The sequence below is a fragment of the Leptospira adleri genome (assembly GCF_002811985.1).
Lineage (GTDB): Bacteria > Spirochaetota > Leptospiria > Leptospirales > Leptospiraceae > Leptospira > Leptospira adleri.
In genome coordinates this window covers 39,396-52,721 of sequence record NZ_NPDU01000015.1, presented here as the reverse complement: position 1 = coordinate 52,721, position 13,326 = coordinate 39,396, and the positions used below count along the sequence as shown (strand labels likewise).

Here is a 13,326-nt window from a genome sequence, read left to right as displayed (position 1 = left end):
AGATTTCCGCCCTGTGCGCAGCACAGGGAAATTTTATCGTTTTGCGGCTTTTTTGGGAGTTGCTTTTTTTGCAGGAGATTTTACGGACTCGCTGGACAATCCGTTCTGCTTTTCGGAAGATTTTGAATGGGCCGGGGTGTCAAAATTCGTGTCGATCCCCTGTTTTCGATTTCTCTTTACCATATATACAAAATGTCTTATGTACTGACCATAGGGTTCCGGTAAGGTTTTCGGGTCGAAATCGGTTGGATTGTCCAAAAGAGACTTTACTACGACTTGGCTTAGGTCTTCCTTGCTGGTCATCATAATCGTCTCAAGACGTTTGCAGATTTCGTAATCGTTCACTTCGAGAGACATCTTTTTCATTGCGTTGAGCAATTTCTGAAAAGAAGACCGTTTCACTTTGGAAGCCATAGACAAAGATTTTCAACCTCGGGCTGAAAAACAAACAAATTTAGATTTTATCCGACCGGAGAATCCAAGACCGGTTTTTCGAGAAAAACAACGATCGATTTCCAATCATTCTTATTCTTATTCTTATTCTTATGAGAAGATTCAGAGCGACCGTCCCATTGGATTTGCAGAGAGATATCTTTTCTTGATTTGAAAAGTAGGAACTCCCACGAAATTTCTCCTGAAACGAGAAGCCTTTGTTCTTCATCAGTTACAGGATAAGAATTCGAATTCTTTCCAGCTTTCCAAAAGGAGAACCCGGTAATAGGCAAATCCCCTATTCTTCTTCGTCCTTTGACAATCTCCGCGGAAGGAGCGATATCCGCTCGAGAATCCGACACGATTCTATTTTCGAAATTCGCAAGATACGAATTCGGTTTTCCAATCGAATCCTCGGATTGAAAATCCACAAAACCACCCGACCTCCAATCGAATCCTAAGATCGTTTCCGCGAGAAAATCCGCTTCTGAAGAACAAAAATTCTTATCCGCTCTGAAATAGACAAAAAGAGGACAGTTGAGATCCGACAAAGGAGAAACCCCGATTTGTTCCCAAGGCTTATTTTGGAAATTCGGAGAAGAAGAATTTTTGATAATTCCCTGAAACCGAGCGAGATTGGAATCAGAAGTTTCGCTCGAAATCGAAAGTGAAAAAATAGAATTCAGTTTAGAATCGGCCGGAAGAGAAATGGAAAAACAATTTTTCCCAACGAAACTTTCGGCTCTTAGATGAGATTCCGAAGAGATAGACGGAACTGAATTTTGGATTTTACTTTGTGAAGGATTTTCTTTTTGAGAAAGGCGGAGCCGACTTTGTTTTGAAAAAGGAAAATCGTCCTCGTCCAGTTGAAAGGTCCCGGCCAACGGAACTGACAAAACACGATCCACTTCCAACTGATGAACTCCGGCCTCGGAGACTTTAGCGATCTCATTTTCTTCGGCGGACAGAGCTCCCGCTGCACCGAGCGAGACCGACCCGATAAGCAAGATTTGTGCCAGAATTTTTAATTGAGATCGAAAAAACATAGCAATTTTCTTTAATTTGCCTGTTTTTCAGGAAAAAGGAAGCCTTTTTTCACCTTTTTCAGAGTTTTTTTAAGATTTTTTGTTCAGGCGCTCTTTCGAAAAAACCGCTTCACCCTGAGTTTCCATTCCCAGAGAATGATCCCTTTTTCTTCCTCTTCTGCTCGGTCTTGTTCTTTTTCCAAAAGTGCATAACACATACTCGCAATCTCGGGACCGAAATTTTTCTCAAGCTCGATCTCAAACTCGCGGACCTTCATCTCTAAAATCAATTCCGCCAAACGAAAACCTTCGTCCAGACTTTGCAATTTCAGTTTCACTTGTTTGAGTTCTTCTTTTTCAAACTCGTTGCGAATCATGACCGAAAAAAAAGTGCGGATAAACGAGACTTCTTCCGGCTTTAATTGAAAATCCAAAAGAAGCTGCTTCACCTTTTCCAGATCCATCCTTCTCAAATGAATCCGAGCCAAAAAAACCGGGTTCCCGGAATGAATATTGAGATTTCCGGAATCCATGATGTCCGCGGCGCGCACCCGGTTGAAATCGACGATTCCGGATTCTTTTCCTTTTGCAACTTCCGCGGGGGCCGCTTCCGCCGCTTTGTGAAGTGCAACTTTTTTGCGAACGATCAACATATTGAGAGCCGGAAATCGGATCTTCAACGTAATCAGATCTTGTCTGGGATAAGATTCGTCCAAAACGAGGTGGTGCATTTCCACGCCTTCGTCCCGGGATCGAATTAGATCTTCGTTATTTTGGAAATGATAAACCACAACCGGAAGGACGTCGCAGTCGCTTCCCGAATTTAAAAAAATGGTTCGAACCTCGTTTCCGGAATTCGCGTGCTGATAAGGAATTACGAGCTTCCCCTGCTTCACGTTTACAAAACTCAATTCTCCCAAACGAAAGTGAGCCAGATTGAATTCCGACCCTAGAAAAACCACGCGGGGAACAGCGACCACAATCGAACTGTTTTTGGCTCCTCGAGGAACTTCCGGACCTTTTTGGGTAAAAACCACGTAGGTCATTTTCGCCAAACGGACTTTGACTAAAAATCCACCCGGGGTTTTCCGCTCTTCGTATAAAGAATCAAGATCCACTTTTTAACCTATCTCCAACTGTTTCAGTTTGTATTGTAAGGAACCTCTGGAAATCCCAAGGGCCTTAGCCATCCGAATCTGATTCCCGCCGAATAATTTATGTGCGAGAAGAATCTTTTGCCTTTCTACGGCCTCGACCGCCCGGCGGAGATCCAAATCCTCCGAATCCGGAATTGTCAAAATTCTATCCTTACGCTCTCTTTTTTCCAGAATTCCGATCTCGGAACCAGAGGAGCTTAAAATAGATTCTTCCAAAAGATTGCGCAAGCCGGAAAGATTCTTACTGAAATCCATCCTCAGAATTTTCCCAAGATTCTCCTCCGAAAGACGAAGGTCCTCTCGACCCAAAGATTCTTTGAGTTCCTCTAAGAGAAACCGAACCAGAGATTCTTTTTGCGAAGAATTTAGATCCGCAAATTCGGGAACTGAAATCGTCCTTTGCAGAAGAAATTCTCGAAATGGTCTGAAAATTTCGTTGGGTTCCGACCCGCTCGTCTCCGTAAAAATGAGACGAAACGGACTCGATTCTCCAGAAAGAATTTTGAAGAAGAATTTCTGTTGGACCGAAGTAAATTTCTGCGCGCCTTCGATCAAAATCGTACCGGAATTTGTCATCCGAGACCATTCTTCAAAAGACTTTTCGAGCTTGGAAATTTGCTCGGGTAAAAAACCCAAAACCAGAATTCCTTTTTCCGGGCTCAAGGTTCGATGAATCCACTTTCCAAGGGTCTTTTTTCCGACCCCGGAAGACCCCAAAATTCGAACCCAAGAACTCCTCTTCAGCCAATCCGGAATGGTCGTGACGGCGCAAATTTCCGCCAAAAATTCTCCAAGATTTTCTTTTCTAGAAAATTCAGGACGAGGAACGGAAGAAGACGAAACTTTCAGAACCGAAAGATCCGAGAGAGAATTTTCAGAAATTTTTCGCGCGACCAAACCCCAAAGAGCCAGAAGCGCGTCCGAGGGTTTTTCCAGAAACTCGGCCAGAAAAAAGCCGTCCAAAAAAGAATCCCCTCGAATTCCCACGACCAAACAACCGGCCGCCCGAGAATCAAAGAGTTCGTGATCCTTGGAGGAAAACCAAAGAGGGAAATTTTCTCGGTTTAAGATCTCCAAATTCCCAGTAGAACGAGATAAAAAAGAATAAAAAAAACCTTCATCGTCATAACCTACGGCGGAAACTTCTTCCAAAGTTTTACCTTGATCAAAGCTAAAAGTAAGAACTCCGCAAAGCGCGCCGGAAAGCCGAATCCAATCTTCAAATGCCTTTGAGAATTCTTCTTTTTTATGCAAAGAGGGAGAATTCTCAGAAAACAAAAGATTAGAAAGGGAAGGATGCACAAAGGGAATATGTTTAAAATTAAGCATCCTGTCAACTAAGTACAGAAGCAATGTCGGACGTCCGACAAAGGCGATCCGATATCGCTTTTTCCAGGAAAAAAGACCTAATTTAAGATAAATGATTGAAGATAAAAAACCTTAGCTCCATCTGGAATCGGAGCTGTAAGAGAAGATTGATTTCCTCATTTTCAAGAAAACTCGACTTCAAAAAAAGGCAACCTCCAAGAACCGGTTGTGTAAAAAAGAGCACTGGATCCGAAATCGGACCCCACTTTTTTAAATCACGAAAACGCAGAAATTTTCAAAAATCAAAATTCTTATCATCCAAAATCCGGTCTTGATAAGGATTCGATGTCGGATGTCCGACAATAGAATATAAGGTAGAATCATGATAGTAGTATCCATTGCAAACCAGAAAGGCGGAGAAGGAAAAACGACCACTTCCCTCAATTTGGCCATGGGGCTCGCGAGAAGAGGAAAAAAAACTTTGCTCGTCGACATCGATCCTCAGGCAAACTCGACTGGCATTTTTATCAACCCGGAGACGCTGGATAAATCCATGCACGGAGTTTTTAACTCCCGCATGAATATCAAAGAAATCATGGTAGATACCAAACTTCCGAATCTTTTTTTAGCGCCTTCAAAAACCAATCTTGCGGAAGTCGAAACTCTCTCGGGAAGTTCGGTCGACGCTCCCTACATTCTGAGGGACGCCCTGCAAGGATTGGAAGGGTTTGATTTTTGTGTCATCGACTGCCCTCCCAGTCTTTCGATCTTTACGATCAATGCGCTCGTCGGTTCAAACTACGTGATCATTCCGCTTCAGGCTGAGAAGTTTTCGGTAGATGGAATTGTCGGTTTGCAACAGACGATCACGAGCATCAAAAAAAGAATCAACCCCAATCTCGAAATCCTGGGTGCGCTTATCACCCAACTCAAACCACAAACGCTTTTGACAAAAACCATCGTTCCAGTGCTGACAAAATATTTCCGAATTTTTGAAACGAGCATTTCCGACGGAGTAGCGGTCGGAGAATCTCATCTCGCAAAAAAATCGGTATTTGAATACAACAAGTCGAGCAAGCAAGCGCAAGAATACGAAGGTTTTATTGAGGAGTTTTTGAATGAGCTCAAAAAGTAAAAGATTAGGTTCTCTCGCCGACGTATTTCAGGCCGAGAAGTTAGAAGGAACGATTCGAAAAATACGGCTGGATAAAATTCTTCCTTCCGAAAACCAACCGAGGCAGGACAGAAAGAAAGGAGTCGAAGATCTGGCGAGAAGTTTGGACAAAGACGGACTCTTGCAACCGATCATAGTGACGAAACAAAATCCGGAAGACGAACACTACAGAATTGTCGCCGGAGAAAGAAGATATCACGCAGCCAAACAACTCAACTGGACCGAGGTCGAATGCAAGATCTTAGATCGGGACGAAAAAGAAACCTTTCGACTTGCCATCATTGAAAATCTCCAAAGAGAAAACCTTTCCCCTTATGAAGAAGTGGAAGCGATGTCCCATCTGAAAACCAGCTTTCAATATACGGACCAAGAACTCGCGACCCTTTTTGGAAAAAGCAGAAGTTATATGACGGAGCTTTTAGGAATTTCGGATCTCAACAAGGACGAACTCAGATCCTGCAAAGAAGCCGGAATTGAAAGTAAGAATCTGTTGATCCAAGCCGTGTCCGCGTCCAGAAAAGGAACGTTCCCTGAATTCTTAAATTTATTTTTAACCGGGGCGCTGAAAACCGTAAAAGACGCAAAATCTTTTAACCGGGAAGAAGACGGCCTATTCTCCTCAAAACCGAGCGCTGCGGCAAATTCCAAAAATCCGGCTTCAAAATCCTCAGAATACAAAATCACAAAAAAACCGGGAATCATCCAGATCAGCTCCGAAAACGACGAGCTCTTGGGTGAAATTCTCAAATTAATTAAAAAAGAAATCCGCAAAAAATTCGAGTCCGACTAAGACGCCAATGTCGCTTAATAAAATTGTTAAGCGACATTAAAATAAGTACATACAGGTACTTAGCAAAAAGAATTTCCTAAAAACAGCCGAAAACGGGTCAATGAGATTGACAAAGCCGCGACAATGGGTTTAATGTGACATAATATAGTAAACGGAAATATAGTACGAAGCCCGATTCTAAAGGATTCAGGCCGAAGGCGTATTTATTTTGGATCCGGACAAAAAAATTCCCCTGGATAACCAGGGGCCGGATTTTCCCGAAGGAATGTTGTTGGATGAGACATAAGTATCATTATGTCCAATAATGTCAACTCCCTTCGGAACTTTTGCTTAAAATTAATGTACTTTCCCGAAAAGGAGGGTCCCGAAGGAAAATGGGCGAACATTATCCCTATATCAAATTTTTCGCCGATATCATTGATTCCGGCGTCTGGGCCGGCTTATCCTCTGCGGCAAAGACGCTGTATTTGGTGCTGCTTAAATTTAGCAACCAGCATTTCAAACCGGTATGGCCGAGCACAGAAATGCTCTTAAAGCTAACGGGCTTCAAAACAAAAAAATCCATCATCCAAGGAAAGAGAGACCTGATCCAAGCCGGACTTCTCCAAGTCACGCCCGGAACGGGACATACGAGTTCGCGGTATTATTTTTGTTTCAACTATGCCGGGTCCAAGATTCCACCTCAGGGGTATAATTCTGGATACCTTGGAGGTGGAGAATCGGAAATCTTTGAGGGGTCAAAAAAGGGATCCCAGGGGTCTGCGGAAGGAGCCCCAAACCATATCAATATAACCATAACCAACAATCAAAATCAAGAACCAGGAAAGAAGAATACGCCATTGAGTTTGTCATTGTTGGAAGAAAAATACGGGACCTCGATCTTGTCAGAAGCGCTTGGGATTGCAAAACTCAGAGGGATGGAAGGAAACTTGCGCTATGTTCAAGGAATTTGTAAGAATCTAATGGGAACCGAAAACGTCGCACCCATGCCTGAATTTAATCAGCCTCCGAGCGGGATGAGCGAAAAAGAGGCGACTTGGAAAGGATTCTTAACTTGGTCGAGGGAAAGGCTTACCCGGTCCAGCATAGAAATTTTGGAACAAATTCGTGTAGAGCCGGATGGACGAACCATTTGTGTCTTGGATAGCGTTCCCGAGTCCCTCCGAATGATCATTGCAAAGTACTTCACAGAGGAAATCCGTCCTCCGATATTGGTTATATTTTCCGCAAAAACCGAAGAAAACCGAACTATTTCCTCTAAATATTAAAAAAGAGAACCAGGACAAATCTTGAATGAACTCTGAATCGATTCGAATCAGCCACCCCGGCCCTTTGAAAATCCGGGAAATTAAATCTTCCGGAACTTACGATTTAAAAGAAGGAAAACTTTTACGTTACAATGAAACAAAGGATTCTCCCGGAATATCTTCCCTCACCCTGCTCCTGGATGGAATTTCCAGTTTAAATCAGATCAGACTGCATTCTAATCCGCAGGAAATTAACTTTTTTCCGGATACGTTTCGTTTTGAAATTTCTATGGATGGAATCGTCTGGGAACCGATTCTTCAAGAGACCGGATTTCGGCGTTTAAATCAAAAGGTAGGACAGTGGAACTTTTCCCTCGTCCAAGCAAAATTCTTAAAATTGATCAGCCAGGTTTCCGAGAAGGACGGATCCGGGAAATACAAGGTTTCCCTCGGGCAGTTGGAAGTCGGAATTTCCGGAATCGTAAAGATAGGAGTCAGCTCCGAACAAGACCGTTTTTGGGTGAAAGAAAATCTCATCGATCAAAGGCCCGACTACGGATGGGCATCGAAAGAATCTCCGAAACCCGGAGAAGAATTTTTTCTTACCGACCTCGGCTCGATCAGCCGCGTCAACGAACTTCGACTTCTTACTTCCAAAACGGAGCCGGTTTGTTTTCCGGAAAGATTTACCGTGTATTACAGCGAGGATGATCTTTCTTGGAATCAGTTGTTGGAGGAGAATCAATTCTTATCCGAGCCGGGGGTTTGGTATCAATGGAGATTCCTTCCGACGAACGTGCGTTATCTGAAGCTGGTTGCCCGCCAGAATGAAAAAAAAGGCCAAGAACTTTATCAGACCAAAATTGTTGAATTGGAACTCTATGCGACACCTCATCTGAGCGATCTTACGAACAAGCCGACGTCGGAACCGCTTCCCTACGCGACGGTTCTTCGTTCCGGTTTGGTGCGCCTTGCGGTCGACGGCGAAAATTCCGAAGGGGTCGCCGTTCAATCGAACGACAGAAGGTTGAGAGATTCTTCGACTGAATATAAAGGGATCGTAGAACTCGCGGGAGACGGAGAGGACAAAGAAGGCGTTGTGGTTCAAGGGAATGATAAACGGCTTAAACACGCGACCGAACTCGCACACGGGTTAGTACGTCTTGCAACCAATGGCGAAAATCGGGCGGAAAGAGTTGTCCAAGGAAACGACGACCGTTTAAAAGCGGCGACGGTTTCTAGTTTGGGGATTGTAGAGTTGGCGGAGAATGGAGAAACGAAAGACGGAGTCGTTGTCCAAGGAAACGACGATCGTCTGAAGATCGCGACTACTAAAAAATACGGTTTGGCGATTCTTTCCGAGCCGGGAGCTTCGGAACCGGGAAAAGCCGTGACCGCAGACGATCCTAGGATTCGAAAAGCAAACACGGAGTTTCCGGGGATTGTTCGTTTTGCAAAAAGCGGAGAAGGTTCTTCCGAGGCGGCGGTCCAAGGAGATGACAAACGCCTAAAAATCGCCACCACGGAATCTTACGGGATCGTTCAACTCGCGCAATCCGGAGAATCGAAAGAAGGCGTCGTCGTCCAAGGAAATGATAAGCGACTTCGAAGCGCGACCACTTCGTATCCGGGAATCGTAGAGATTGCAACTCTCGGGAATAACGCTCCCGGAAAAGTCGTTTCCTCAGACGATCCGAGATTGTCCGATAAAAGAGATCCTAAGCCTCACGTTCACGATTACGCGCCGCTCGATCACGACTTCAGTTCTCATACGGGATTCTTAAAAGTAAAAGGAGCGACGGAAGCCGCTTATACGAACATCGCGCCTCCTCCAGAAAATCACGCTCCTGTTTACGCAAGAAACGACAGCGAAAAAGGCGCGGGGATCGTCGGGTCCGCGCGCAATACGGGTTTGATCGGATACGGAGAAAGGTTCGGAGTTCGAGGAGATTCCTCTTCGGGCGACCAAGAATCGGCGGGAGTGATCGGTCTCGCCAAACGAGGGTTTGGCGGAATCTTCCATTCGAGATCGGGCGTTGCTTTGTTTGCCAACGGAAAGGGAATTTCTTCCCTGGGAGAGACCGGATCCGGAAAAGCGTTTCTTGCGGAAGGAGAATCCGAATTTTCCGGAAGTGTTCGAATTTCGACGGGTAAGAACTCCGATTGTATCGCGAGATTCTTTCCGGTGAATCCATCCGACGTGATCGGAGAAGGCGATATTTTGGCGATGGGAGAGGACGGTCGTTTGCAAAAGGCAAAGACGGCTAACGCGACGAATGCGATCGGAGTCGCCGTAAAATCGGCGGCCCTACTCTTCGGAGATTCCGTTCCTGCGGACGGTTCTCATTGGCTCGTCGCAGTGTCGGGTGTCGTTACGGTAAACGCGGACGCTTCTTCTTATCCGATCCAGCCGGGGAGTTTGCTCGTTACCGGTTTAACCGGCGGACACGCTGTTCGAATTTCGGCGGAGTCTCTTCGGCCGGGTTCTCTTTTCGGAAAAGCGTTGACTCCGCTTCGTTCCGGGAGAGGTCAGATCCAAATTCTTCTTTGCTTTCAATGACGGGACTCTATGAAAAAAATATCTGAAATTTACGGCTCCAAGAAGGAGCCTGTGTATTCGTTTGAATTCCTCCCTCCGAAAACTCCGGAAGGGGACGTAAAGTTGATGGAGACCGTAAAAGAGTTGTCTCAAGTAAATCCGGACTTTGTCACCGTTACTTACGGCGCCGGCGGTTCTACGAGAGATAAAACGGTTCAAATCGTTACAGAAATTTCAAAGAATTATTCCTTTCCTACGGCTTCTCACTTTACGTGCGTGGGAGCCGATCGAGATCAGATTCGGGAAATTCTGAAAGGAATCCGTTCCAAGGGAATCGTTAACTTGATGGCCCTTCGGGGAGATCCTCCCAGGGGCGAAGGCGAATTTAAAAAAACTCCGGGCGGTTTTGAAAACGCGACGGAACTCATCTCCTTTATTCGTTCCGAGAAGTTGGATTTTTGTATCGGCGGGGGTTGTTATCCCGAAAAACATCCGAACGCAAAATCTTTGGAAGAAGACGTCCGACATCTCAAGTTGAAAGTGGACGCGGGAACCGACTTCCTGGTTTCCCAACTTTTTTTTATGAATTCTACGTTTGAGAATTTTCTCAACTTAGTGAGGAAGGTCGGAATTCGGGTTCCCGTAATTCCTGGAATTATGCCGATCACTTCCTTTTCTCAGATTGAAAGATTTAGGACGTTGGCCGGTTGTGAATTTCCCTCTTCTTTGATCGAGGATTTGCAAGAAGTCGAACATCGTCCGGAAGAATTTTACAGAAGAAGTTTGAACTTCACCGTGAAACAGTGCAGGGAACTTTTGGAAATGGGCGTGCCCGGGATTCATCTTTACACTCTCAATCAAACGCACGCGAGTTATGATATCGTGCGGGAGTTGAAAGGGTAAAAAAGAAGGAGTTCCTACTTTTTAAGGATCGGGAAAGTCGCTTTTTTTGTCGGAGTTCCGACGCAAGAAGAAAGAATGGGATTTTTCTTTACGAGATTGGATTTCTGTGATAGAGAAAATTTCCCGAGTTTTCCCACCAGCCCGCCTCCTCCACCCAACCAGGGTGGGGCCCGCGACTTTTACGGAGGACTTGTCGGAGTTACGACAAATTTATCCTTCACAGGGCCGCTTGGGTTTGGAGTGAAGAAGCGAGGTTCACGGTCTTGTTTTCGGAACTTCGAAATCGCCAAAAAAAGAGGAAGCTGCTCTTTTTGATATCTTAGAACAAACTTCCCTCTTTTCCTCCGGGCAAGAAGCCTGCATCGACCCCTCTCCGATAGAGTTCCAAAATCGCTTCTCTTCCTTCGGTTCCAAGAGAACGAGTGAACTCGTTCACATACAATGCGATATGGGCATCTACGACTTCTCTCGTTGTGTCTTGGGAATGTTTTAGAATGTATTCGTAAGTTTTTTCTCTGTTTTGATAGCCGAGATCCAGGCTTTTTTTGAGCGCGTCGTCGAAGTCCGATTTTAATCCGGGGTCCAGGTCCCTTCGGATTGCGATTGCGCCTAACGGGATGTGTTTTCCGGTCGATTCTTCCCACCATTCTCCCAGGTCTTGAAGTTTTACGAGGCCTTGTCTTTCGTAGGTGAAACGTTCTTCGTGGATCAAAACTCCAAAGTCGGCTTCTCCGGAAAGAAGGAGAGGGATGATCTTGTCGTAACGTACCGCCTCGGCTTGAAAATCATTCTTGAGGAATAATTTCAAAAGAAGATTCGCCGTCGTGAATTCTCCGGGGATGAGAATTTTTTTTCCTTTCGCAGACCCGAGATTCTTTCCCTTTTTGAAAACCAAAAGGGGGCCGCAGTTCCGACCTAAGGCCGATCCGGAATCGAGAATCGAATACCGATCCATCACTGAAAAATAAGCTGCAAAGGAAAGTTTTGTGGTTTGATACTTTCCTGAAAACGCGGAGCGGTTTAATTCTTCGACGTCGTGGAGCTCTTCTCGGATTTGGAATTGATCGGAAGTTTTTCCGTGCACGAGGTGGTAAAATAAAAACGTATCGTTTGGGCAGGGGGAATATGCTAAGCTGAGTTCCATCTTCTTTCTTCTTTTTAGATTCCCACTCTTTGAGTTTTGTCGGAAAAAGAAAGCTCTTCCTTTTTTTGGAGGATGTTTGAGGCAGGATTTCCAATGAGAATGGAAGGTTCTTCCGTGAAAAAGCGGAAGTTCTCCCTTTCGGAAAAGGGGGCGTTTCTTTTTTGTCGGAGTTCCGACGCGATTTTTGAGAATCGAAATTTAGTTGTGGATTCGTTTTTTTGTGCTAAAGGAGGTTTTCCCGAGTTTTCCCACCAGCCCGCCTCCTCCACCCAACCAGGGTGGGGCCCGCGATTTTTACGGAGGACTTGTAGGTCCTACGAAAGGTTGAGGCGTACAAGAAGAATCTCCAGCAACGCCCTTGAATCAGAGAATTTCTTACTTCCATTCTGATTCTTTCTCGCAAAAAAGAATGGGGCTCCTGGATCGACGGAACTTTTGATTCTTCCTGGATTTCGTGTGCAATTTCAGATACAAAAAACTCCTTCTCTAAAATCTCCCTCTCGATTTCCTGAAACAAAACATGTCTTTCGATCCTTCTCAGATTCATACGATCGCCGTCGACTTGGACGGAACTCTTCTCAACTCCAAGAGTAAAATTTCTCCCCTCACCCACTCCGTTCTTCAGAAAGCGATCGACCAAGGAAAGAATCTTGTGATCGCGACTGGGAGAAGATTTTTCTCCACGTTCTCTTTTGCGAAAGAATTTCGAGGAGAAGTTCACGTCGTCTCCAACAACGGACAAATCTTACGACATTCTCCGAGCGCGCAGAGAATCGCGGAGAGTTATCTCGAACCGAAGCTCGTCTATGATATCCTTCTTCTTGGAAAAGAATTTCACACTCCTCCGATTCTTCACGTCGATCGGTTTGAGGACGGCGTCGACATGTTCACGGAAGTTCCGATCACGAGCGAAATCTATCACAACTATTCGGGAGGGGACTTGTCCCGCACCCGTTCCGTGGGAGATTTCCTTTCTCTCGAATTAGATAAGATTCTTGTAATATGTTTTTTGGCTCTTCAGAAGGAAGATCTGGATTCCCTAGTCCGAAAGATTTCATCTTTGCCGAATGCTTCCGATCTTCGTTGTATTCTTACAAAAATTCCGGGAGTTTCTTATTGTGTGGAGATCATCAACGTTTCCGTTTCTAAATGGTCCGGGATTTCGCGTTTTCTTTCTTTGAAAGGTTTGGATGGGGACGGGGTCGTCTCTTTTGGAGACGAAAGGAACGATCTTGAGATGCTCCTTCACAGCGGGGTCGGTTTTGCGATGAAAAACGCAGTTCCCGAAATCAAAAATTCGGCGAAGCACGTTACGCGATACAGCAATGAAGAGGACGGAGTCGCTCTTGCTTTAGTGGAGAATCGGATCGTTTCCTTTTGAGGAATTTTTCACATCGCAGGATTTGCAAGCCTGTGTATAACATCCGAAATCTTCGTCCTTAGATTGAGAAGTTTTTCCGGTGAATTCTTGAATTACGGAGAGAAGAGGAAAGAACAACCGAACTGCGGTCAAGCTCACGATTCCGTAAACGATCCAATCTTGAGTTTGAATATCGAGTTGCATATATGACCAAGTTGAAAATCAGTCTCAATAAAGTCAAACGAAA

Annotated in this window: 12 protein-coding genes; 6 read left to right on the top strand and 6 right to left on the bottom strand. The window is 45.0% G+C overall.

The features are described 5' to 3' along the window. Window positions 1-33: 33 nt before the first annotated feature. From CH376_RS07785 to CH376_RS07770, 4 genes are all read right to left on the bottom strand, one after another. Complete coding sequence (locus CH376_RS07785; protein WP_100786105.1) at window positions 34-414, bottom strand: phosphatidylinositol phospholipase; 381 nt, start codon at window positions 412-414, stop codon at window positions 34-36. Window positions 415-461: 47 nt separating this feature from the next. Next, on the bottom strand, window positions 462-1,478 hold the full coding sequence (locus CH376_RS07780; RefSeq protein WP_100786104.1) for a hypothetical protein: 1,017 nt from the start codon (window positions 1,476-1,478) through the stop codon (window positions 462-464). An 83-nt stretch (window positions 1,479-1,561) separates the two neighbouring features. Next, window positions 1,562-2,575, bottom strand: coding sequence for a hypothetical protein (locus tag CH376_RS07775; RefSeq protein ID WP_100786103.1), 1,014 nt, complete (start codon window positions 2,573-2,575; stop codon window positions 1,562-1,564). A gap of 3 nt (window positions 2,576-2,578) precedes the next feature. Further along, a complete protein-coding gene (locus tag CH376_RS07770) occupies window positions 2,579-3,943 on the bottom strand; it encodes a helix-turn-helix domain-containing protein (RefSeq protein ID WP_100786102.1) in 1,365 nt (454 codons plus the stop codon). 361 nt (window positions 3,944-4,304) lie between these two features. On the opposite strand from CH376_RS07770, the gene CH376_RS07765 reads away from it, so the two are divergent. The 5 genes from CH376_RS07765 to metF all read left to right on the top strand — a co-directional run bounded on the left by CH376_RS07765 (window position 4,305) and on the right by metF (window position 10,575). Continuing rightward, entirely contained in the window at window positions 4,305-5,057 is a 753-nt protein-coding gene (locus CH376_RS07765; RefSeq protein WP_100786101.1) for a ParA family protein, read from the top strand. Continuing rightward, the gene (locus tag CH376_RS07760) at window positions 5,041-5,886 is read left to right on the top strand and encodes a ParB/RepB/Spo0J family partition protein (RefSeq protein WP_100786100.1); all 846 of its coding nucleotides are present in this window, start codon (window positions 5,041-5,043) and stop codon (window positions 5,884-5,886) included. The genes CH376_RS07765 and CH376_RS07760 overlap by 17 nt, the downstream gene beginning before the upstream one ends. 374 nt (window positions 5,887-6,260) lie before the next feature. After that, window positions 6,261-7,154 (top strand): helix-turn-helix domain-containing protein, encoded by an 894-nt coding sequence (locus CH376_RS07755; protein ID WP_100786099.1) that lies wholly within the window; start codon window positions 6,261-6,263, stop codon window positions 7,152-7,154. A 25-nt stretch (window positions 7,155-7,179) separates the two neighbouring features. Continuing rightward, window positions 7,180-9,693 (top strand): discoidin domain-containing protein, encoded by a 2,514-nt coding sequence (locus CH376_RS07750; RefSeq protein WP_100786098.1) that lies wholly within the window; start codon window positions 7,180-7,182, stop codon window positions 9,691-9,693. A 9-nt stretch (window positions 9,694-9,702) separates the two neighbouring features. After that, complete coding sequence (gene metF, locus CH376_RS07745; protein WP_100786097.1) at window positions 9,703-10,575, top strand: methylenetetrahydrofolate reductase [NAD(P)H]; 873 nt, start codon at window positions 9,703-9,705, stop codon at window positions 10,573-10,575. A 319-nt stretch (window positions 10,576-10,894) separates the two neighbouring features. On the opposite strand, the gene CH376_RS07740 is transcribed toward metF, so the two are convergent. Beyond that, window positions 10,895-11,719, bottom strand: a complete 825-nt coding sequence (locus CH376_RS07740) for a 1,4-dihydroxy-6-naphtoate synthase (protein WP_100786096.1) — start codon at window positions 11,717-11,719, stop codon at window positions 10,895-10,897. A gap of 520 nt (window positions 11,720-12,239) precedes the next feature. Between CH376_RS07740 and CH376_RS07730 the strand changes: the two genes are divergently transcribed. Further along, window positions 12,240-13,100: an HAD family hydrolase gene (locus tag CH376_RS07730; RefSeq protein WP_100786094.1), complete on the top strand. Its 861-nt coding sequence runs from the start codon at window positions 12,240-12,242 to the stop codon at window positions 13,098-13,100. Here the strand turns inward: CH376_RS07730 and CH376_RS07725 are convergent. Next, window positions 13,071-13,283, bottom strand: coding sequence for a hypothetical protein (locus tag CH376_RS07725; RefSeq protein WP_100786093.1), 213 nt, complete (start codon window positions 13,281-13,283; stop codon window positions 13,071-13,073). The two genes, CH376_RS07730 and CH376_RS07725, sit on opposite strands and share 30 nt — an antisense overlap. Window positions 13,284-13,326: the final 43 nt, after the last annotated feature.